The sequence below is a fragment of the Nocardioides sp. B-3 genome, from assembly GCF_024703895.1.
Lineage (GTDB): Bacteria > Actinomycetota > Actinomycetes > Propionibacteriales > Nocardioidaceae > Nocardioides.
In genome coordinates this window covers 1178042-1197701 of the sequence record NZ_CP087968.1, presented here as the reverse complement: position 1 = coordinate 1197701, position 19660 = coordinate 1178042, and the positions used below count along the sequence as shown (strand labels likewise).

General features: G+C 68.2%; 21 protein-coding genes and 6 pseudogenes. All 27 read left to right on the top strand.

What is annotated here, in order from left to right:
• Nucleotides 1-69: 69 nt before the first annotated feature.
• Nucleotides 70-708, top strand: coding sequence for a glycine betaine ABC transporter substrate-binding protein (locus LP418_RS07960; protein ID WP_257955909.1), 639 nt, complete (start codon nucleotides 70-72; stop codon nucleotides 706-708).
• A 321-nt stretch (nucleotides 709-1029) separates the two neighbouring features.
• Nucleotides 1030-1146, top strand: a pseudogene (locus tag LP418_RS32830) (BCCT family transporter); the annotation flags it as partial.
• A 122-nt stretch (nucleotides 1147-1268) separates the two neighbouring features.
• Nucleotides 1269-1436, top strand: a pseudogene (locus LP418_RS32825) (BCCT family transporter); the annotation flags it as partial.
• Nucleotides 1437-1524: 88 nt separating this feature from the next.
• Nucleotides 1525-2514, top strand: a complete 990-nt coding sequence (locus tag LP418_RS07950; RefSeq protein ID WP_257955908.1) for a BCCT family transporter — start codon at nucleotides 1525-1527, stop codon at nucleotides 2512-2514.
• 115 nt (nucleotides 2515-2629) lie between these two features.
• A pseudogene (locus LP418_RS07945) lies at nucleotides 2630-4707 on the top strand (GcvT family protein); the annotation flags it as partial.
• Nucleotides 4708-4843: 136 nt separating this feature from the next.
• The gene (locus tag LP418_RS07940) at nucleotides 4844-5155 is read left to right on the top strand and encodes a glycine cleavage T C-terminal barrel domain-containing protein (RefSeq protein WP_257955906.1); all 312 of its coding nucleotides are present in this window, start codon (nucleotides 4844-4846) and stop codon (nucleotides 5153-5155) included.
• A complete protein-coding gene (locus LP418_RS07935; protein ID WP_257955905.1) occupies nucleotides 5152-5538 on the top strand; it encodes a hypothetical protein in 387 nt (128 codons plus the stop codon). The genes LP418_RS07940 and LP418_RS07935 overlap by 4 nt, the downstream gene beginning before the upstream one ends.
• Nucleotides 5504-5935, top strand: coding sequence for a hypothetical protein (locus LP418_RS07930; protein ID WP_257955904.1), 432 nt, complete (start codon nucleotides 5504-5506; stop codon nucleotides 5933-5935). The genes LP418_RS07935 and LP418_RS07930 overlap by 35 nt, the downstream gene beginning before the upstream one ends.
• Entirely contained in the window at nucleotides 5932-6915 is a 984-nt protein-coding gene (locus tag LP418_RS07925; protein ID WP_257955903.1) for an electron transfer flavoprotein subunit alpha/FixB family protein, read from the top strand. Before LP418_RS07930 ends, LP418_RS07925 begins: the two co-directional genes overlap by 4 nt.
• Before the next feature lie 263 nt (nucleotides 6916-7178).
• Nucleotides 7179-8099: pseudogene (locus LP418_RS07920) on the top strand (ABC transporter ATP-binding protein).
• A 39-nt stretch (nucleotides 8100-8138) separates the two neighbouring features.
• Nucleotides 8139-8925: pseudogene (locus tag LP418_RS07915) on the top strand (MlaE family ABC transporter permease).
• 1 nt (nucleotide 8926) lies between these two features.
• Nucleotides 8927-9754: an MlaE family ABC transporter permease gene (locus LP418_RS07910; RefSeq protein ID WP_257955902.1), complete on the top strand. Its 828-nt coding sequence runs from the start codon at nucleotides 8927-8929 to the stop codon at nucleotides 9752-9754.
• A 14-nt stretch (nucleotides 9755-9768) separates the two neighbouring features.
• Nucleotides 9769-11049 (top strand): MCE family protein, encoded by a 1281-nt coding sequence (locus LP418_RS07905; RefSeq protein ID WP_257955901.1) that lies wholly within the window; start codon nucleotides 9769-9771, stop codon nucleotides 11047-11049.
• Nucleotides 11049-12083: an MCE family protein gene (locus LP418_RS07900; RefSeq protein ID WP_257955900.1), complete on the top strand. Its 1035-nt coding sequence runs from the start codon at nucleotides 11049-11051 to the stop codon at nucleotides 12081-12083. Before LP418_RS07905 ends, LP418_RS07900 begins: the two co-directional genes overlap by 1 nt.
• A gap of 67 nt (nucleotides 12084-12150) precedes the next feature.
• The gene (locus LP418_RS07895; RefSeq protein ID WP_257955899.1) at nucleotides 12151-12822 is read left to right on the top strand and encodes an MlaD family protein; all 672 of its coding nucleotides are present in this window, start codon (nucleotides 12151-12153) and stop codon (nucleotides 12820-12822) included.
• Complete coding sequence (locus tag LP418_RS07890) at nucleotides 12740-13123, top strand: MCE family protein (protein WP_257956940.1); 384 nt, start codon at nucleotides 12740-12742, stop codon at nucleotides 13121-13123. The genes LP418_RS07895 and LP418_RS07890 overlap by 83 nt, the downstream gene beginning before the upstream one ends.
• A gap of 1 nt (nucleotide 13124) precedes the next feature.
• A complete protein-coding gene (locus tag LP418_RS07885) occupies nucleotides 13125-14021 on the top strand; it encodes an MCE family protein (protein ID WP_257955898.1) in 897 nt (298 codons plus the stop codon).
• On the top strand, nucleotides 13946-14272 hold the full coding sequence (locus LP418_RS07880; RefSeq protein ID WP_257955897.1) for a hypothetical protein: 327 nt from the start codon (nucleotides 13946-13948) through the stop codon (nucleotides 14270-14272). Before LP418_RS07885 ends, LP418_RS07880 begins: the two co-directional genes overlap by 76 nt.
• Nucleotides 14269-15243, top strand: a complete 975-nt coding sequence (locus tag LP418_RS07875) for an MCE family protein (protein WP_257955896.1) — start codon at nucleotides 14269-14271, stop codon at nucleotides 15241-15243. Before LP418_RS07880 ends, LP418_RS07875 begins: the two co-directional genes overlap by 4 nt.
• Nucleotides 15206-15703, top strand: coding sequence for a hypothetical protein (locus LP418_RS07870; protein ID WP_257955895.1), 498 nt, complete (start codon nucleotides 15206-15208; stop codon nucleotides 15701-15703). The genes LP418_RS07875 and LP418_RS07870 overlap by 38 nt, the downstream gene beginning before the upstream one ends.
• Nucleotides 15700-16164: an MlaD family protein gene (locus LP418_RS07865; protein WP_257955894.1), complete on the top strand. Its 465-nt coding sequence runs from the start codon at nucleotides 15700-15702 to the stop codon at nucleotides 16162-16164. The genes LP418_RS07870 and LP418_RS07865 overlap by 4 nt, the downstream gene beginning before the upstream one ends.
• Entirely contained in the window at nucleotides 16082-16984 is a 903-nt protein-coding gene (locus LP418_RS07860; protein WP_257956939.1) for an MCE family protein, read from the top strand. The genes LP418_RS07865 and LP418_RS07860 overlap by 83 nt, the downstream gene beginning before the upstream one ends.
• Nucleotides 16985-17031: 47 nt before the next feature.
• Nucleotides 17032-17427 (top strand): hypothetical protein, encoded by a 396-nt coding sequence (locus LP418_RS07855; protein WP_257955893.1) that lies wholly within the window; start codon nucleotides 17032-17034, stop codon nucleotides 17425-17427.
• Nucleotides 17424-17600, top strand: coding sequence for a hypothetical protein (locus LP418_RS07850; protein WP_257955892.1), 177 nt, complete (start codon nucleotides 17424-17426; stop codon nucleotides 17598-17600). Before LP418_RS07855 ends, LP418_RS07850 begins: the two co-directional genes overlap by 4 nt.
• The gene (locus LP418_RS07845; RefSeq protein WP_257955891.1) at nucleotides 17597-17836 is read left to right on the top strand and encodes a J domain-containing protein; all 240 of its coding nucleotides are present in this window, start codon (nucleotides 17597-17599) and stop codon (nucleotides 17834-17836) included. Before LP418_RS07850 ends, LP418_RS07845 begins: the two co-directional genes overlap by 4 nt.
• A gap of 42 nt (nucleotides 17837-17878) precedes the next feature.
• Nucleotides 17879-18361: a hypothetical protein gene (locus LP418_RS07840; RefSeq protein WP_257955890.1), complete on the top strand. Its 483-nt coding sequence runs from the start codon at nucleotides 17879-17881 to the stop codon at nucleotides 18359-18361.
• Between the two features lie 242 nt (nucleotides 18362-18603).
• Nucleotides 18604-19560, top strand: a pseudogene (locus LP418_RS07835) (DNA-directed RNA polymerase subunit beta); the annotation flags it as partial.
• Between the last annotated feature and the right edge of the window lie 100 nt (nucleotides 19561-19660).

Sequence of the window (19660 nt, the reverse complement as noted above, 5' to 3'; positions counted from 1 at the left end):
TGATCGAGGACTGGGGTCACCCCGACCACGGAGAAGAAGTTCTTCGAGGGCGAAGGGGACGGCACCGCGATGGACATGGGGCCGCAGGGCAACGTGGGCATCATCGGCTGGTTCGTGCCGCCGTGGCTCGCCGAGGAGCACCCCGACATCCTCGAGTGGGAGAACCTGAACAAGTACGCCGCCGAGTTCGCCACCTCCGAGTCCGGCGGCAAGGGGCAGTTCCTCGGAGCCGATCCCTCCTACGTCCAGTTCGACGAGGCGATCGTCAGCAACCTCGACCCGGACTTCAAGGTCGTCTTCTCCGGGAGCGAGGCCGCCTCCATCGAGGCGTTCCGCAAGGCCGAGGAGAACAAGGAGTGGGTCATCGGCTACTGGTACGAGCCGCAGTACTTCAATGCAGAGGTGCCGATGCAGCGGGTCACGCTCCCGCCGTACGAAGACGGCTGCCGGGACGACCCGCAGACGGTGGCGTGCGACTACCCGGAGACCGAGCTGAAGAAGATCGTCGGCACGGAGTGGGCGGCCAGCGACTCGACCGCGGTGGGCCCGGTGCAGAACTTCACCCGGACCAACGAGGACCAGAACGTCGTCGCCGGCTACATCGCCACGGACGGGTTGTCGCCCGAGGAGGCTGCCACGAAGTGGATCGAGGAGAACCCGGACAAGGTCGACGCCTCGGATGCAGTAGCTCCGCCACGCTTGACGTGATCCGAGTCACGGGCAAGAGTAGTTGCGTCCTCCGCGCACGTGTTGCGGAGGGCGCAACGACTCCGTCCCCGATCGAGGAGTAGGACATGGCCCAGACCACTCACGAGGCCCCGTCGGCACCCGACGAGGGGCGGCATCCGCCGAGCTCCGGACGCGTCCCCCCGGACAAGGTCACCTTCGGTGTCGCCGCCGCGTTGGTGCTGGCCTTCCTGCTCTGGGGGGCGGTGGACTCCGACGGCATGACGACCGGCACCGGCGAGGTGCTCGGTTGGCTGACGGACAGCTTCGGCTGGATGTTCGTCCCGGGTCAGTGCGGCCTTCCTGATCTTCTCGACCTACCCGGCGACGACCCGCTATGGCAACATCAAGCTCGGCCCCGACGACTCCACTCCGGAGTTCTCGACCTTCTCCCGGGTGTCGATGATGTTCGCCACCGGGATGGGCATCGGGCTGATGTTCTGGGGCGTCGCCGAGCCGCTCACCTACCTCACCGCCACCGACGAGGGCAGCATCCCGCCGGGACCGCGGCCGAGGGCACGCCCGAGGCGGCTCGTACGGCGATGGAGTACACGTTCTTCCACTGGGGCCTGCACCCGTGGTCGATGTATGCGGTCATCGGCCCGGCCATCGGCTACTTCGCCTACCGCAAGGGCGCCGGCAACCTCGTGTCCGGCGCGTTCGGGCCGCTGCTGGGCAAGCGCGCCACCGAGGGACCGGGCAAGGCGATCGACGTGATCGCGATCTTCGCCACCCTGTTCGGCTCGGCCACGTCGCTCGGCCCTGGGTGCCCTGCAGATCACCGGCGGGCTGGACAACGTGTTCGGCTCGGGCAACTCCAAGTGGATCACCGTCGCGGTGATCGCCGTCCTGACCTCCTGCTTCGTGGCGTCCGCGGTGAGCGGCGTCGAGAAGGGCGTGCAGTTCCTGTCCAACGCCAACGCGATGGCCGCGGTGGTGTTGGTCTTCTTCCTCTTCGTGGTGGGACCGACGGTGTTCATCATGAGCACGTTCACCGAGTCGCTCGGCGGCTACCTCACGCACCTGCCGGCCATGTCGTTCCGCACCGGCGCCTTCGGCGGCGACGCGTTCATCAGCGGCTGGACGATCTTCTACTGGGCGTGGTGGGTGTCCTGGACGCCGTTCGTCGGCATGTTCATCGCCCGGATCTCGAAGGGCCGCACGATCCGCCAGTTCGTGGTCTACGTGATCGCCGTGCCGAGCCTCGTGTCGTTCGTGTGGTTCTCGATCATGGCCGGGTCCGCGTTCGACGTGCAGCTCAGCGGTGCCACTGACACGGGAGCGGTGCTCGCCGACGAGGGGACCGAAGGCGCGCTGTTCACCATGCTCCGGGAGTACCCCCCGGCCTCGATCACCGTCGTCCTCGCGGTGTTCCTGATCGCGATCTTCTTCATCACCGGGGCCGACTCCGCCTCGATCGTGATGGGGATGCTGAGCCAGCACGGCGAAGAGGTGCCGATGCGCTGGCTGGTCGTCTTCTGGGGCGTGGCCCGGGGAGCGGTCGCCTCGATCCTGTTGTGGTCCGGAGGGCTCGGCGCCCTGCAGACCCCGGTGATCATCGTGGCCGGGCCCTTCATGCTGATCATCGTGGCCATGTGCGTCTCGCTGATGAAGTCGTTGCGGGCAGAGCCCTACGAGTCCACGCTGCCGACGCGCGTGCGCCGCGCGGTGCTGCACGCCCAGAAGTACGACCCGGCCGAGCACCAGACGGTGGTCCCGGCCACCCTCGGCGCGGAACCAGCACCGGCGCCCGAGGATGCACAACCGCCGATCGACTCGCTGAGCTGAGCCACGGCACATCCGTCGTCCCCGGGCACCTTGACAGCGTCCGGGGACGACGGCGTACATTTCGGAGGGATGCACATAGCGCAACGCGTTGCGCATTAAGCAACAGGAGACCGGCATGGCCACTGTCCCCACGTCCGCAGACGTCGTCGTCATCGGCGCCGGCATCGTCGGCAACAGCCTCGTCCACCACCTGACCCGCCCGGGGTGGAAGAACGTCGTCCAGATCGACAAGGGGGCACTGCCCAACCCGGGCGGCTCGACCGGCCACGCGTCCAACTTCATCTTCACCGTGGACCACTCCCGGGAGATCACCGACCTGACCCTCGACTCGGTGCGTCAGTATAAGGAGATGGGCGTCTTCACGCAGTCGGGCGGCTTCGAGATCGCCCGCACCGAGGAGCGGATGGAGGAGCTGCGGCGCAGGATGTCCAGCGCCAAGGCGTGGGGCATCGAGTCCGAGCTCGTCACCCCGGAGTTCGTGAAGGAGAAGGTCCCCTTCATCGAGACCGACCAGTTCATCGGTGCGTTCTGGACGCCCGGGGTCGGCGTCGTCGACTCGTTGCGGGCCGGGACGATCATGCGCGAGCAGGCACTCGCGAGCGGCGAGCTGACCGTCGTGCCCACCGTCGAGGTCGTCGGCCTCGACACCGAGGACGCGCCGCATGGTCGCCGCCGCATCACCCGGGTGCGCACCAGCGGCGGCGACATCGAGGCCGGGACCGTGGTGATCGCGGCGGGTGTCTGGAGCCCCAAGCTCGGTGACATGGCCGGCATCAGCATCCCGCTGACCCCCGCGGTGCACCAGATGATCAGCGTGGGTCCGTGCCCGCAGCTGGCCGAGACCGAGGGCGAGATCTCGTTTCCCATCGTCCGGGACATGGACACGTTCTGCTACGAGCGCCAGCACGGCGCCGACATGGAGGTCGGCTCCTACGCCCACCGCGCGATCCTGCACGAGCCCGAGGACATCCCGACGATCGAGCAGGCGAAGCTGTCGCCGACCGAGATGCCCTTCACCTCCGACGACTTCGACCCCCAGCTCGAGCAGGCCTACGAGCTGATGCCCGACCTGCTCGGCGCCGAGGGGGCGGAGATGCGCTACGCCATCAACGGGCTGCTCTCCCTGACCTGCGACGGCAACCCGATCCTCGGCGAGAGCGAGGTCACCGGCCTCTGGACCGCGTCCGCGGTGTGGATCAAGGAGGGCCCCGGTGTCGGTCGCGCGGTCGCCGAGTGGATGACGCACGGACACTCCGAGATCGACATCCACCACAGCGACATCGCCCGCTTCCACGACCACCAGAAGCGTCGTGAGCACACCCGGCTGCGCACCACCGAGTCCTTCATCAAGACCTACGGCATCATCCACCCGGGAGAGCAGTACGAGTCCGACCGCGACCAGCGGCTGTCGCCGATGCACGCGTCCCAGCAGCAGCTCGGTGCGGTGTTCTTCGAGACCGCCGGTTGGGAGCGGCCGTTCTGGTACGAGTCCAACGCACCTCTCCCGGAGGAGTACGGCGACGCGGTGATGCCGCGTGAGCACGAGTGGGACGCGCGCTGGTGGAGCCCCATCATCAACGCCGAGCACCTGCGCATGCGCGAGGCCGCGGCCGTGATCGACCTGAGCGCCTTCCGGGTCCTCGACATCGTCGGACCGGGCGCACTCGAGACGGTGCAGCGCACGTGCGTGGCCCAGTGCGACGTCGCGGTGGGCAAGGTCATCTACACCCCGGTGCTCGACGCGAAGGGCGGCTTCCTGTCCGACCTCACGGTGATGCGGTTGGGGGAGGACCACTTCCGGGTCGTCACCGGTGGCGCGCACGGGATGGCCGACCGCAAGACCTTCACCGACCAGCAGCCCGACGACGGCGCCACGACCCTGACCGACGTCACCAACGACGTCTCCACGATCGGCATCTGGGGTCCCCCGCGCGCGACATCCTCGCGTCGCTCACCGCTGACGACGTCTCCGACGCCGGCTTCGGGTTCCTGTCCTGCCGGGAGATCCGGGTCAAGGGCAGCACCGTCCTCGCCTCGCGGATCTCCTACGTCGGCGAGCTCGGCTGGGAGCTCTACGTCCCGATGGACTCAGCCGGCGACGTGTGGGAGGTCCTGCTCGAGGCCGGTTCGCCGTACGGCGCCGTGCCGGCCGGCATCGGTGTCTACGGCACCACCGGCCGGATCGAGAAGGGCTACCGCGCCTACGGCTTCGAGCTCGACAGCGAGCGCTCGATCGTCGAGGCGGGCATGCAGCGGCCGAAGGTGAAGCAGGCCGACTTCGTCGGGGAGGCAGGCCTACCTCGCGCAGCGGGAGCAGCCGCCCGCCACGGTGCTCTGCACGCTGACAGTCGACGACCACACCTCGGCGAGCGGCACCAAGCGCTACATGCTCGGCGGCGAGCCGATCCTGACGCGCGACGGGCAGCTGTTGACCGACGGTCACGGTCGTCACCCCTACGTCACGTCGGCCGGCTCCGCGCCGTCGCTGGGCAAGCACGTCCTGTTGGCCTACCTCCCTCCCGAGCAGGCCGTGATCGGCAACCAGCTCGCGGTGTCCTACATGGAGGAGCTCTATCCCGTGACCGTCGGCTCCGTCGACGCCACTCCGCTGCTGGACCCCGGGAACGAGCGGATCCGATGAACGTCCTCGTCTGCGTCAAGCGGGTCCCCGACGTCACCAGCGAGATCGTGCTGACGGAGGACGGGCAGGGCGTCGACGGCCGGTTCGCCGGCTTCACCACCAGCCCGCACGAGGAGTGCGCGGTCGAGCTGGCCGTGCAGGCCGCGGCGGCGACCGGCGGCGAAGCCGCGGTGCTGACGCTCGGCGACGCCGACGCGGTCGAGCAGCTGCGCGCGGCGCTGGCCGTCGGCTGCACGGCCGCGACCCACGTCGTGGCGGACGCCCAGCAGTTCGGCCCGTCCGACGTCGCCCGCGAGATCGCTGCGGTGGTGCGTGACCACGAGGCCGCCGGCAGGCCCCACGACCTCGGTGCTGCTCGGCAACGACGCCGCCGACACCGGTGACTTCCGGGTCGGCATCCGTCTCGCCCACGAGCTGGGCCGGCCCGTCGTCACCGGCGTGACCGACGTGTCGGTCGGCGAGGTCGACGGCCGGATGGTCGTGACCGCGAGCGGCGCCGGGCCCGACGGGCACGAGACCTACCGCGTGCCGCTGCCGGCGGTGGTCACGGTGCTCGAGGGTGGCGTGGAGCCCCGCTACCCGACTGTTCCCGGCCGGATGAAGGCCAAGAAGGTGCAGGTCGAGGAGCGCGAGCCGTCGACCGCGCCGTCCGGGCAGACCCGGGTGCGCTGGGCGCTGCCGCCTGCCGCCCCGAGCGATGTCCGGGTGCTCGGCAAGGGCCCCGAGGCCGCCGCCGCCGTGGTCGACCTCTTCGAGTCGCTGGGGGTGCTGGCCCGATGATCCTCGTGCTCGTCGAGAAGGACCTCGACGGAGCCGCCGTCGAGGTGTCCCTCGAGACACTCACCTTCGCGCGGTCGCTCTCCGATGCCGGCGGAGGTGTGCCGATCGACGCGGTCGTCGTGGGCGACGTCTCCGACACCTTGCAGGCCCAGCTTGCGGCGTACGGCGTGCGCGAGCTCCATCACCTGACGGGACCCGGGTTCGATGCGTTCGCGGGTGCGGCGTGGGCCTCGGGGATCGAGACCGTGCTCGCGACCACGCGGTCGGTCGTGGTGACAGCAGCCGGGACGCCTCGTGGCGGGGAGGTGCTCGCGCACCTCGCGGCGCGTGGTGGCGTCGCGATGGCCGCCAACGTCGTGTCGTTCACCGGCTTGGCGCCCTTCGTCGTGAACCGTCAGGTGGTCGGTGGGCAGGCCGTGGAGGAGATGGCGATGTCGAGCCGCCCCACGGTGTTCACCGTCGCCGGCCACGCGGTCGAGGCGACGCCAGCGGCGACCCCGGGTGCCGCCGCCGTCGTGGACCACGCACCGGAGGTGGCCGAAGCGGACCTCGTGGCGCGTGTCGTCTCCACCGAGGAGCCGGAGCCCGACCTGTCGGGCAGTCTCAAGTCGGCGCGGGTGGTGGTCGGCGCCGGCCGGGGAGCCGGCGGTGCGGACGGCTTCGAGGACCTGCTCGAGCTGGCCGACCTGCTGGGCGCCCCTCTGGGCGTCTCCCGGGTCGTCACCTCCCTCGGCTGGCGCCCGCACCACGAGCAGGTGGGCCAGACAGGGAGCCGGATCTCGCCCGACCTCTACATCCCGTGCGGCATCAGCGGAGCCATCCAGCACTGGGCCGGCTGCAGCAGCGCGAAGGCCATCCTCGCGATCAACACCGACGCCGACGCGCCGATGGTCACCAAGGCGACCCACGCGGTGATCGGCGACCTGCACGAGGTCGTGCCCGCCATCAATGCCGAGATCAGGCGTCGCCGGGCCGGATGAGCCGTGGCCGACGACTCTGAGCCGCTTGACGTGCGAGGCGAGGGTGTCTGCCCCCTTGTCAGGACGCCCGATCGCGAAAGTCGGACGGCTCAGCGTGTCGACCCGTGGTTGACCGGTGACGCAGCGGCCATTCGCGCGTAACCTCACCGCGACAGTGGCGTTGGTACGCACGAGTAACGCCGACGGATCCGCAGGTGCGCCGAGGGAGTCGCAGCAGCATCGGTCAGTCAGCGGTCGCGGACAGCACAAGGGAGATATCGGGCATGGGCGTGGAGATCAAGGTCGACGGCCTCACGAAGTCGTTCGGCAAACAGCTGATCTGGCGTGACGTCACGCTGTCCATCCCCGCCGGCCAGTGTCGGTCATGCTCGGCCCCTCGGGCACGGGCAAGTCGGTCTTCCTCAAGACCCTGATCGGACTGGTCAAGCCCGACGAGGGCTCGATCCTGATCGAGGGCACCGACATCGCGAGCTGCTCGGAGCGCGACCTCTACGAGATCCGCAAGCTGTTCGGGGTGCTGTTCCGGGACGGCGCCATGTTCGGCTCGATGAACCTCTACGACAACGTCGCCTTCCCCCTGCGCGAGCACACCAAGAAGACCGAGTCCGAGGTGCGCTCCATCGTCATGGAGAAGATGGACCTCGTCGGTCTCGTCGGTGCCGAGGACAAGCTGCCGGGTGAGATCTCGGGCGGCATGCGCAAGCGCGCCGGCCCGGCTCGCGCGCTGGTGCTCGACCCCGAGATCCTGCTCATCGACGAGCCCGACTCCGGCCTCGACCCGGTGCGCACGTCGTTCATCAACCAGCTCTTCATCGACCTCAACGCGCAGATCGACGCGACCTTCCTGATCGTCACCCACGACATCAACAGCACCCGGACGGTCCCGGACAACATCGGCCTGCTCTACCACAAGCACGGCCATGTTCGGCCCCCGCGAGATGCTGCTCAGCTCCGAGGAGCCGGTCGTGCGGCAGTTCCTCAACGCGCAGACCGTCGGCCCCATCGGCATGTCCGAGGAGAAGGACGCCGACGAGCTGGCCGCCGAGAAGGACCTCGACATGCCGCCGCTGCCGCCGATCCCGCTGCAGCTCGAGCCGTCGAGCGGCATCCCGCGCCGCCACCAGCCGCCGCCCGGACAGTGGTGCCGCGAAAATGGTGTCACGCCGCCCCCGGATCCTTCATGAGTGCCAACGCCGGCCTCGCGCCGGGAGCCTGATCAGGCCGTGTCCTCACTCACCGCATCCAAGGCCCTCGTCCCGATCGGGACTGCGGGCAAGCTGTTTGCCTTTGCCCTCGACGTCGGGCGCGCGATGTTCCGTCGCCCGTTCCAGCTGCGCGAGTTCATCCAGCAGGCCCGGTTCATCGCTTCGGTGACGATCGTCCCGACCGCGCTCGTCGCCATCCCCTTCGGCGCCGTCATCGCGCTCCCGGGTCGGCGGCCTGATCAAGCAGTTCGGCGCGCAGTCCTTCACCGGCTCCGCGTCGGTCCTCGCGGTCATCCAGCAGGCCGCCCCGATCGGCACGGCCCTGCTGATCGCCGGCGCCGGCGGCTCGGCCATCGCCGCCGACCTCGGTGCCCGCAAGATCCGTGAAGAGCTCGACGCGATGATGGTGCTGGGCATCGACCCGATCCAGCGGCTCGTCGTGCCCCGTGTCCCGGCCTGCATGCTGGTGGCGTTCTTCCTCAACGGCATGGTCAGCGTCGTCGGGGTCGCGGGTGGCTACGTCTTCAACGTGATCCTCCGGGACGGCACCCCCGGCGCCTACATCGCCAGCTTCACGGCCCCGGCCCAGCTCCCAGACCTCTGGATCGGGCTCATCAAGGCCCCGGTGTTCGGTCTGATCGCCGCGATCGTGGCGTCCTACAAGGGCATGAACGCGAACGGTGGGCCGAAGGGCGTGGGCGACGCGGTCAACGAGTCCGTCGTCATCACGTTCCTGCTGCTCTTCGTCGCCAACTTCGTCCTGAGCATGATCTACCTCCGGGTCGTCCCACCGAAGGGCGGATGACATGGCCGGCATCAAGAGCGTCTACCAGAAGCCGCTGAGCTCCCTCGACACCCCGGGCGGCCAGCTCGCCTTCCACATCGGTGTGGTCAAGGCGATCCCGCGCTCGATCACGCACTACCCCCGCGAGATCATGCGGATCCCGGCCGAGGTCACCCTCGGCTCCGGGGCACTGGCGGTCATCGGCGGCACCGTCGGCGTCATCATCGGCATGACCTTCTTCACCGGCGCCCGAGTCGGCCTCTCCGGCTACGCCGCACTCAACCAGCTCGGCACCGCGGCCTTCTCCGGCTTCGTCTCCGCCTACTTCAACACCCGTGAGATCGCGCCGCTCGTCGCAGGCATCGCGCTCGCGGCGACCGTCGGCTGTGGCTTCACCGCCCAGCTCGGCGCCATGCGGATCTCCGAGGAGGTCGACGCCCTCGAGGTGATGGCCATCCCCTCGATGCCGTTCCTCGTCGCCACCCGCGTCGTCGGCGGCCTGATCGCGATCATCCCGCTGTACGTCGTGGGGCTGCTGTCGTCCTACTTCGCGAGCCGGCTCGTGGTCACCCAGTTCTACGGCCAGTCGACGGGCACCTACGACCACTACTTCAACGCCTTCCTGCCGCCGGGCGACGTGTTGTGGTCCTTCGGCAAGGTGCTCGTGTTCGCGGTCACCGTGATCCTCATCCACTGCTACCACGGCTACACCGCCTCGGGCGGTCCCGCCGGCGTGGGTGTGGCAGTGGGTCGCGCAGTCCGCACCAGCATCGTGGCGATCAACGTGCTCGACCTGTTCTTGTCCATGGCCATCTGGGGCACCAACGCAACAGTCAGGTTGGCAGGCTGATGAGGTTCAACCCGTTGAGGAACAACAAGGTGCTGGGCGTGGTCTTCCTCGCCCTGCTCATCTCGGGCGTCGGCCTGTCCTACGGCGTCTTCACGCAGAAGTTCACCGACTTCGACGAGGTCGCCCTGAAGACCAGCAACATCGGTCTGCAGATGCCGGCGCGCGCGGACGTCAAGATCCGCGGCGTCCGTGTCGGCGAGGTCATCGAGATCGAAGGCGACTCCGACGGGGCGACGCTGACCCCGGGTCTCTACCCCGAGATGCGCGACACCATCCCGGCCAACGTGACCGGCTCGATCGTGCCGAAGACGCTGTTCGGCGAGAAGTACGTCTCGCTGATCGTTCCCGAGGGTCCGCGCGCCGAGGGGATCGAGGTCGACGCGGTCATCGACCGCACCGACGTCTCCACCGAGGTCGAGCAGGTGCTCAACGACCTCTTCCCGCTCCTGCGTGCGGTCCAGCCGGCCGAGATCAACATGACGCTCAATGCGATCGCGACCGCGCTCGAGGGCCGCGGCGACCAGCTCGGCAACAACCTCGAGACGATCGACAGCTACCTCAAGCGCCTCAACCCCGAGATCCCGGCCCTCATCGAGGACCTGCGTCTCACGGGCCGGGTCTCCGACGTGTACGTCGACGTGTTGCCCGAGGTCGCCACGATCCTGCGCAACACCATCACCACCACGCAGACGCTCGAGGGTCGTGAGGAGAAGCTCAACGCGCTGTTCAAGGACATCGGGTCGTTCTCCGCTACGGCCGAGCGGTTCCTCGGTGACAACGGTGACAACATCATCCGCCTCGGCGACGTGAGCCGCGACCAGCTCGCCCTCTTCGCCCGTTACGCCCCGCAGTACCCGTGCCTCCTCGACGGCATCGTGAGGGCCGGCAAGCTGCAGGCCGAGGCCTTCCGCGGGTTCACCCTCCACATCGTGCTGGAGACGCTGCCCAACCAACCGCGTGGCTACGGCCCCGAGGACAAGCCGGTCTACGGCGACAGCCGCGGCCCCTACTGCGGCCGCCTTCCCAACGCTCCCCGGAGCCGGGAGAACCCGGTGACCCACCAGCCCAACTTCGCCGACGGCGTCGACGAGCCGACCGGCAAGGGCATCACGCGCGCCGCGACCGGCTGGTCGACGGGCGCCGGCTACCCGGGAGGCCCGGACGAGTCCGCGCTGATGAAGGGCCTGCTCGGCCCGGTCATCGGGACCGACGCGGAGGACGTGCCCGACCTCGGCGTGCTCCTCATCGCGCCGATGGCCCGCGGGGCCACGGTCAACGTGGGAGCTGATCGCTGATGGCCCTCCTCGACAAGAAGACCTCGGGCGACCTCGTCCGCCTCCTCGTCTTCATCGTGGTCACGTCGGTGGCGACCGCCGTCCCGGTCGTGCTCATCGGCAACCTCAACTTCGCCTCGACGCGCGACTACAAGGCTGTCTTCACCAATGCCACCGGCGTCAACAAGGGCGACGACATCCGCGTCGCGGGTGTGAAGGTCGGCACCGTCAAGGACATCGAGATCGTCGAGCGCACCCGTGCGCTGGTGAGCTTCACGGTCGCCGACGCGACGCAGGTCAACGGCGGCACGTTCGCGACCATCCGCTACCGCAACCTCGTCGGGCAGCGCTACATCTCGCTGACGCAGGAGGTGGGTGACTCCGGGCGGATGCCCGAGGGCGGCACGATCCCGGTCGACCGGACGAAGCCGGCCCCGGACCTCACCGTCCTGTTCAACGGCTTCAAGCCGCTCTTCCGAGCGCTGTCGCCGGCCGACATCAACAAGCTCTCCTACGAGATCGTCCGGGTCTTCCGGGGCGAGGGAGGCACGCTCGAGGGTCTCCTGCAGAGCACGGCGTCGGTCACCTCCACGCTGGCCGACCGCGACGAGGTCATCGGCGACCTGATCGAGAACCTCAACCGGGTGCTCGTGCACATCGGCGACCGCGACGAGCAGCTCTCGCGCCTGATCGGCTCCTTCCGCCAGCTCATCGGCGGCCTCAAGGACGACCGGCAGGCGATCCTGACCTCGCTCGACGACATCTCGGCGCTCTCCGTCCAGACCGCCGGCCTCCTGCAGGGCATCCGCAAGCCGTTCGTCAGCGACATCAAGCACCTGCGCGACTTCGCCGGCAACCCGGACAGGAACAAGGCCGAGCTGGACCGTGCCCTGCAGGTGCTGCCGATCAAGCTCGAGAAGGTCGGCCGCACCGCGATCTACGGCTCGTGGTTCAACTTCTACCTCTGCGAGTTCCGGGGCCGGGTCAAGCTGCCCGCCGGTGTCAACGTCCCCGTCAGCTACCAGACCGGATCGGACAGGTGCAACCTCGGATGAACCACCCCACGACGTTCCCCGCTCCCTCCGCTGCGCTCCCTCCGCAGACAACGCCGAGGGGACCCCGATGAGCCCCATGATCCCGTTCCACGAGCGCAACCCGGTCGTCATCGGCGCCATCAGCCTCGCCATGATCGCGGCCTCGCTCGCCGTGGCCTTCCGTGCCGGCGACCTCCCGGTCATCGGTGGCGGTGACACCTACTACGCCGCCTTCTCCGAGTCCGGCGGCCTCAAGGTCAACGACGAGGTCCGCATCGCCGGCGTGCGTGTCGGCAAGGTCGACTCGGTGGAGCTCGACGGCGACCACGTCAAGGTCGCCTTCAAGGTCGACTCGGGCGAGGAGTTCGGTCCGACCACCAACGCCGCGATCAAGGTCAAGACCCTGCTGGGCGCGATGTTCCTCTCCCTCGAGCCGGCAGGTGCTGGTCAGATGGAGGAGGAGTCGACGATCCCGGTCGAGCGGACCACCTCGCCGTACGACGTGGTGTCGGCGTTCGAAGGCCCGGCCGCGACCTCGGAGGAGATCAACACCGATCAGCTCGCAGAGTCCCTGACCACGCTGGCCGACCTCACCCGCAACACCCCCCGAGGAGTTCCGCGCGGCCCTCGACGGTGTCACCCGGCTCTCGGCCAACGTCGCGGCGCGCGACGGCGAGATCAACACCCTGCTGGTCAACCCGGAGAAGGTCTCCAAGGTGCTCGACGAGCGCGACGAGGACATCGTGGCGCTGATGCGTGACGCCGACGTGCTGTTCCGGGCGCTGGTGAGTCGTCGCGAGGCGATCCACAACCTGCTCACGTCCACCTCGACCCTGTCGCGCGAGCTGACGCTGCTCGTCAAGCAGAGCCGTGCGGACCTCAAGCCCGCTCTGACCCACCCGGAGAACGTCGTCAACGTGCTCAACAAGAACGAGGACAACCTCGACAACAGCCTGCGGTTGATGGCGCCGTTCTACACGGTGTTCGCCAACACCCCGGGCACCGGACCCCGGTTCGACACCTACATCCAGAACATGCCTCCAGCACCGCAGGTGGGTTGAGATGGAACTCGTCAGGAAGCTCGCCGTCCCGCTGGTCGTCATCGCCCCGGTGACCGCCGCGGTGCTCACCATGGTCGGTGGCGACGACTCCAAGCGCCCGGTGGCGCACTTCCCCCGAGCGGTGTCGGTCTACGAGGGCAGTGAGGTGCGCGTCCTCGGCGTGGCGATCGGCACCGTGGAGAAGGTCACGCCGTCCGGGACCGATGTCGAGGTGACGATGGCCTACGACGCCGACGTGAACCTGCCCGCGGACGCGAAGGCGGCCATCGTGGCGCCCTCGATCGTCGGTGACCGGTTCGTCCAGCTGACCCCGGTCTTCCGGGAGGGCGACGAGGTGATGGCGGACAACACCGAGCTCGAGCTCACCCAGACCGCCGTGCCGATCGAGCTCGACCAGATCTTCGAGAGCCCGGACACCCTCAACGTGGCCCCGGGTCCCACCGGTGCCAATCAGAACGGTGCCCTTTCCGACTTGCTCGCGGTGACCGCTGACAACTTCGACGGGCAGGGCGCCAACTTCAACTCCACGCTGAAGAACTTCGCCAAGCTCTCCGACACCCCGGCCAACAACAAGGAGGAGCTGTTCGGCAGTGCCGAGCAGCTCGGCAAGTTCATCGAGACCCCGGCGGAGAACGACCAGACGGTCCGCGACTTCAACCAGTCGCTCTCCGACGTCTCCGCCCTGCTGAAGGGTGAGCGCGAGGAGCTGTCGGCCTCGCTGAAGAACCTCTCGACCGCGCTGACCCCAGTGTCGACGTTCGTGACCGACAACCGGGAGGTCCCTGGGGGCGCAACATCAAGGGCCTCAACCGCGTCTCGAAGGTGCTGGTCAAGCAGCGTGACGCCCCGGACACCGTCCTCAAGGTCGGCCCGCTCGCCCTCAACAACCCGGCGCTGACCTACAACCCGCAGGCAGGCACCCTCGACACCCGCGCCAACCTCGGCATGCTGGGCGACCAGATCGAGGCGGACCCCGCCGCCTTCCTGTGTGGATTCACCGATCAGGTGAAGGGTGCCGAGTCCGTCTGCAACACCATCAAGCAGATCCTGCCCCGCAGCGGTGCCCTCACCGAGGGGACCACCCTGCCGTCCGCCCCGGACCTCAAGTTCGACCCCACCCTCGGTGGACTCGTGGAGGTGCAGCGATGACGACCCCCGGATCAATGCCGCGCCGGGCGAAGCGTGTCTTCGTCCTGATGATGATGTCGGCGCTGCTGCTCACCGGCTGCGACCTCGACATCTACAAGCTTCCCCTGCCCGGCGGGCCCGACGCCGGCAAGGACCCGATGACGATCACGGTCCGGTTCGCCGACGTGCTCGACCCGGTCCCGAAGTCGACGGTCAAGGTCAACGACGTCAGCGTCGGCACCGTGCGAGACGTCAACCTCGAGGGCTACACCGCCGAGGTCGTCCTCGAGCTGCGCAATGACGTCAAGCTCCCGGACAACGCGCTGGCCGAGATCCGCCAGACCAGCCTCCTCGGCGAGAAGTTCGTCTCGCTCAAGGCCCCTGACTCCGGTGCCAGTGCCAACCTGCTCGCGACCGGCGACGAGATCCCGCTCGAGCGGTCGGGTCGCAACTCGGAGGTCGAGGAGGTCCTCGGGGCGCTGAGCCTGCTGCTGAACGGCGGCGGGATCGGGCAGCTCCAGACCATCGCGCGTGAGCTCAACCTCGCGCTCGAGGGCCGCGAGGGCGCAGCCAAGTCCGTGCTGCAGCAGATCAGCTCGTTCATGGGCCAGCTCGACGAGAACAAGGCCGACATCGTCACCGCGATCGAGAAGCTCAACCAGCTCGCGCTCTCGGTCCGCAAGGAGCAGCCGACGATCGACGCGGCCCTCGAGGACCTGCCGAGTGCCCCGGACTCCATCGACCGGCAGCGCGACGACCTGGTCAAGATGCTGAAGGCGCTCAACGACCTCAGCGCCGTGGGTGTCGACGTGATCTCGCAGTCCAAGGAAGCCACGATCGAGAGCCCGGAGCTGCTCAACCCGGTGCTGTCGCAGTTCGCCGCGTCGGGTGACAACTTCGCCAACGCCTTCCATGTCTTCCTCACCTACCCGTTCGTCGACGAGGTCGTCGGGCGTGACCCCGCAGGTGGCGCGGAACCTGCACATGGGTGACTTCACCAACCTGTCGATCACCCTCGAGGTCGATCTCAGCAACGGCACCGATTCGCCCACGCTGCCCACCAACCTGCCGACGCAGATCGACCCCACGGTGATCGTCAACAACGTGCTCGAGTGCCTCAAGAGCGGCAACCCGTTGAGCCCGGCGTGTCTGAAGGTGCTGAACACACCCAACGACCTGCTGCAGCTCAAGGAGGAGTGCAAGAAGGCGGCGAACAAGGACAAGGACATCTGCAAGCAGCTCAACACGATCCCGGGCCTGCCGGGCGCTCCGACAACGCCGCCCTCGCTCACGATCCCGACCACGCTGCCGACCCTGCTTCGCCAACCCGGTGCACCACGCGCCGGCACGGGCGAACGGCTCACTGGACAGGGACCCACCATGGGCCAGCTGATGGACGTCTACGACCCGCACCTCGTCAACCTGCTCGTGCCCGGGATGGTGCTCCGATGATCACTCGCCGTACCAAGCTCCAGCTGCTGGTCTTCGCGATCATCACGCTGCTGGGCGTCTCCTTCGTCGGTGCGCGCTACGCCCGTCTTGACCGGGTGTTCGTCGACGACGCCTACACCGTGGTCGCCCACTTCGCCGACTCCGGCGGCGCCTTCGCCGGTGCCGAGGTGTCCTACCGCGGTGTCCGTGTCGGCCGGGTCTCCGAGATGGTGCTGACCGACGAGGGCGTCGACATCCACCTCGACATCGACAACGGCTACGACACGATCCCTGCCGACACGGTCGCGGTGGTCGGCAACCGGTCCGCCGTCGGGGAGCAGTACGTCGAGCTTCAGCCGCGTGCCGACGGCGAGCCCTTCCCTCGAGGAGAGCTCCGAGATCGAGGTCGACCGGACGCGCACGCCGATCCAGACGGACACGCTGCTCACGAACCTGTCCAACACGGTGCGCAGCGTGGATGAGAAGGACCTGCAGACGGTCACCACCGAGTTCGGTGCCGCGTTCGGTGGTGCGGGCGAGGACCTGCAGACGATCATCGACTCCGGCAACGAGTTCCTCGAGGCCGCCGACGACAACTTCGAGATCACCACCAAGCTGATCAAGGACTCCAACGTCGTCCTGCGGGGCCAGATCGCGTCCGAGAGCTCCCTGCGCTCCTTCGCCCGCGACCTGAGCGTCTTCTCCACCAGCATGGTCGCCTCGGACAAGGACCTGCGCGCGGTCATCGACAACGGCAGCGCGACCGCCAACCAGCTGCGACGGTTCCCGGAGGACAACGAGGTCGACCTCGCCTCCCTGATCAACAACCTCGTCACCACCGGCGAGGTGGTCGTGTCCCGGCTCGACGGGGTCGAGCAGCTGCTCGTGCTCTATCCCTACGTCGTCGAGGGCGGCTTCACGGTCGTGTCGCGGACGGCGGCCACGGGCAACTTCGACGCCCACTTCGGGATGATCCTCACCGAGGAGCCGCACGTGTGCCACGCCGGCTACGAGGGCACCGACCGCCGCTCGCCTCTCGACGGCTCCAACCGGCCGATGAACATGTCGGCCCGGTGCACCGAGGCGGCGTCGCAGTCCAACGCCCGTGGTGCCCAGCACGCTCCGCGCGCCGCCGCCTCCTACGGTGACCCGATCGCCGCCTTCGACCCGGAGACCGGCGAACTCACCCGGGGTGAGCGCGAGGCCGAGGCTGTGCAGTCGACCGGTAGCGTGGCACCTCGGACCCTTGGAAAGGAATCGTGGAAGTGGTTGTTCCTCCAGCCTCTGCTGACGCAGGACTGAGCACGCCCCCTCCCGTCGACCCACCCCGCTCCCAGCCGTTCCGGCTGGTGCTGGCGGCTGTGCTGGTCGCGGTGACCCCGGCGGCTGTGGCGACGGCCGCGGTGCTGCTCGTCACCCGTGACGCCGGGTCCGGCGACACCCGGGCCGGCCGCGAGGACGTGATGGCCCAGACCGAGCAGTTCATGCTGCGCATGGGGTCCTACGGTCCCGACCTGCTCGACGACAGCGGTGCGATGCCCGACTACCGCTCGAAGGTCAAGGAAGTCATCACACCGAAGTTCGCCGCGTCCTTCGACCGGAGGAGGCGGGCGCCGCCGAGCAGCTGGTCGCGCAGGCCGGCGTCGCACGCGTGCCGGACGTCTTCGCCACCGGCGTCTCCAGCCTCGACGCCGACTCGGCCCGCACGCTCGTCGCAGGTTCGTTCACCGACACCTACACGGTGAAGGGCAAGACGGTCCCGCAGGAGCCGATCCCGTTCCGGATCGAGGTGAGCCTCGTCAAGATCGATGGTGAGTGGCTGGTCGACGACTTCAGCCCGGTCACCGCAGGCGGAGCCGTGCCCGAGTCGGAGGGCCCCGTGCCCTCGGAGACCCCGACGACGGAGGGCAAGCAATGACCCCGAGCTGGTACGACGTCCTCGATGTCGAGCCGACCGCGTCGCCCGACGAGATCCGCGCCGCCCGGCGGTCCGGCATCGCCGAGCTCGAGCCGGGGTCTCGGCGCTTCCAGACGCTCAACCGGGCGGCCGAGGTGCTGCTCGACGAGCAGAAGCGTTCGGCGTACGACGACGGGCTGGCCCGCGCAGGCGCCGGACCCCGTCGTCCGAGGAGCCGCGCGCGGGAGCCGACCTGACGGCGGCCCCCGACCGCGGTCGGTGGGACCACGTCCCGCACCGTGCCGACGTGGCTGCTGGGCGCGCTGGGCGCGCTCGCGGCGGTCGCAGTGGGGGTGGCGCTCTGGGCCCGGCAGACGGGCGAGGACACGGCCGTGGAGGACGCCGCCCGCGCGGCGCAGTCGGCCGCGGAGCTCGCGATCGTGCCGGTGCTGTCCTACGACTACGAGTCGCTCGAGGCAGACCGTGACCGCGCGAAGTCCTACGTCACGGCCGACTACTTCAAGGACTACGACCAGCTCTTCGGCGTCATCACGGACAACGCGCCGTCGACGCAGACGAAGGTCTCCGCGGAGGTCATCGCCTCCGGCATCGTCAGGTCGGGGGAGGACCGGGTCGACGTGCTGGTGTTCGTCGATCGGCCGACGACCAACAAGCTCACGCCCGAGCCGGTCATCTACAAGGACCGAGTCACCGTCAGCATGCAGAAGGTCGGCGAGGACTGGCTGATCGACAACCTCGTCACGTCCCCGGCAGCGCAGTAGACCCGACCTGTGGTCCACCAGTTCGGCCGTGGTGCTTGACCTGATCGGTCTCGACGTTCATCATCGTCGGCAACGCGGATGTGAGGACTCGAGAAGAGTTGACCCCGCGTTTGAGACGCGTGAATATGGAGTACCCTTCTTCTTTGCGCCTGCCCTCAAATGCCCTTCACCCTGTCCGGACGGGTGACGTCGGTGGTCGGCTGGCAGCGATTCGATCTTTCTGATCATTCGAAGGAAAACTCTTGGCCGCGCGCAGCTCCGCTGGTAACACCCGTCGCACCTCTTTCGCAAAGATCACCGAACCTCTCGAGGTTCCCGCTCTCCTCTCACTGCAGACCGACAGCTTCGAATGGCTCGTCGGTGGCGACAAGTGGGACGAGATGGTCGTGGCTCGTCGTGCCGCGGGTGAGGACGTCTCCGAGAAGTCGGGGCTCCGGGAGATCTTCGAGGAGATCTCTCCGATCGAGGACTTCTCCGAGACGATGATGCTCTCGTTCGACAACCCTGTGTTCGTCGACCCGAAGTACACCGAGGAGGAGTGCAAGGAGAAGGACTTCACCTTCTCCCGCCCGCTCTACGTCTCCGCCGAGTTCATGAACCACGAGACCGGCGAGATCAAGGGCCAGACGGTCTTCATGGGTGACTTCCCGATGATGACCCGCAAGGGCACCTTCATCATCAACGGCACCGAGCGTGTCGTCGTGTCCCAGCTCGTGCGTTCGCCCGGCGTCTACTTCGAGCGGTCCGCGGACAAGACGTCCGACAAGGACATCTACACCTCGAAGATGATCCCGTCGCGCGGCGCCCGGCTCGAGTTCGAGATCGACAAGCGCGACCTCGTCGGCGTCCGGCTCGACCCGCAAGCGCAAGCAGAACGTCACCGTGCTCCTCAAGGCGCTCGGCTGGACCCCGGAGCAGATCCGCGAGGAGTTCGGCGAGTACGAGTCGATGATGCTCACCCCGGAGAAGGACACCCCCCAGACCCGGGACGAGGCGCTGCTCGACATCTACTGCAAGCTGCGTCCAGGGAACCGCCCACGCGTGAGGCTGCGCAGACGCTGCTGAACAACTACTACTTCAACCCCAAGCGCTACGACCGGCCAAGGTCGGTCGCTACAAGATCAACAAGAAGCTCGGCGTGACCGAGGCCTTCGACCAGCAGACGCTGACCGTGGACGACATCGTCGCCGCGATCCGCTACATCGTGCAGCTGCACCACGCCGGTGCGCCGGTCGACGCTCCCGACCTGATCGACGCCAAGGGTGCCGTGGTCATGGGTCCCGACGAGAAGCCGATCAA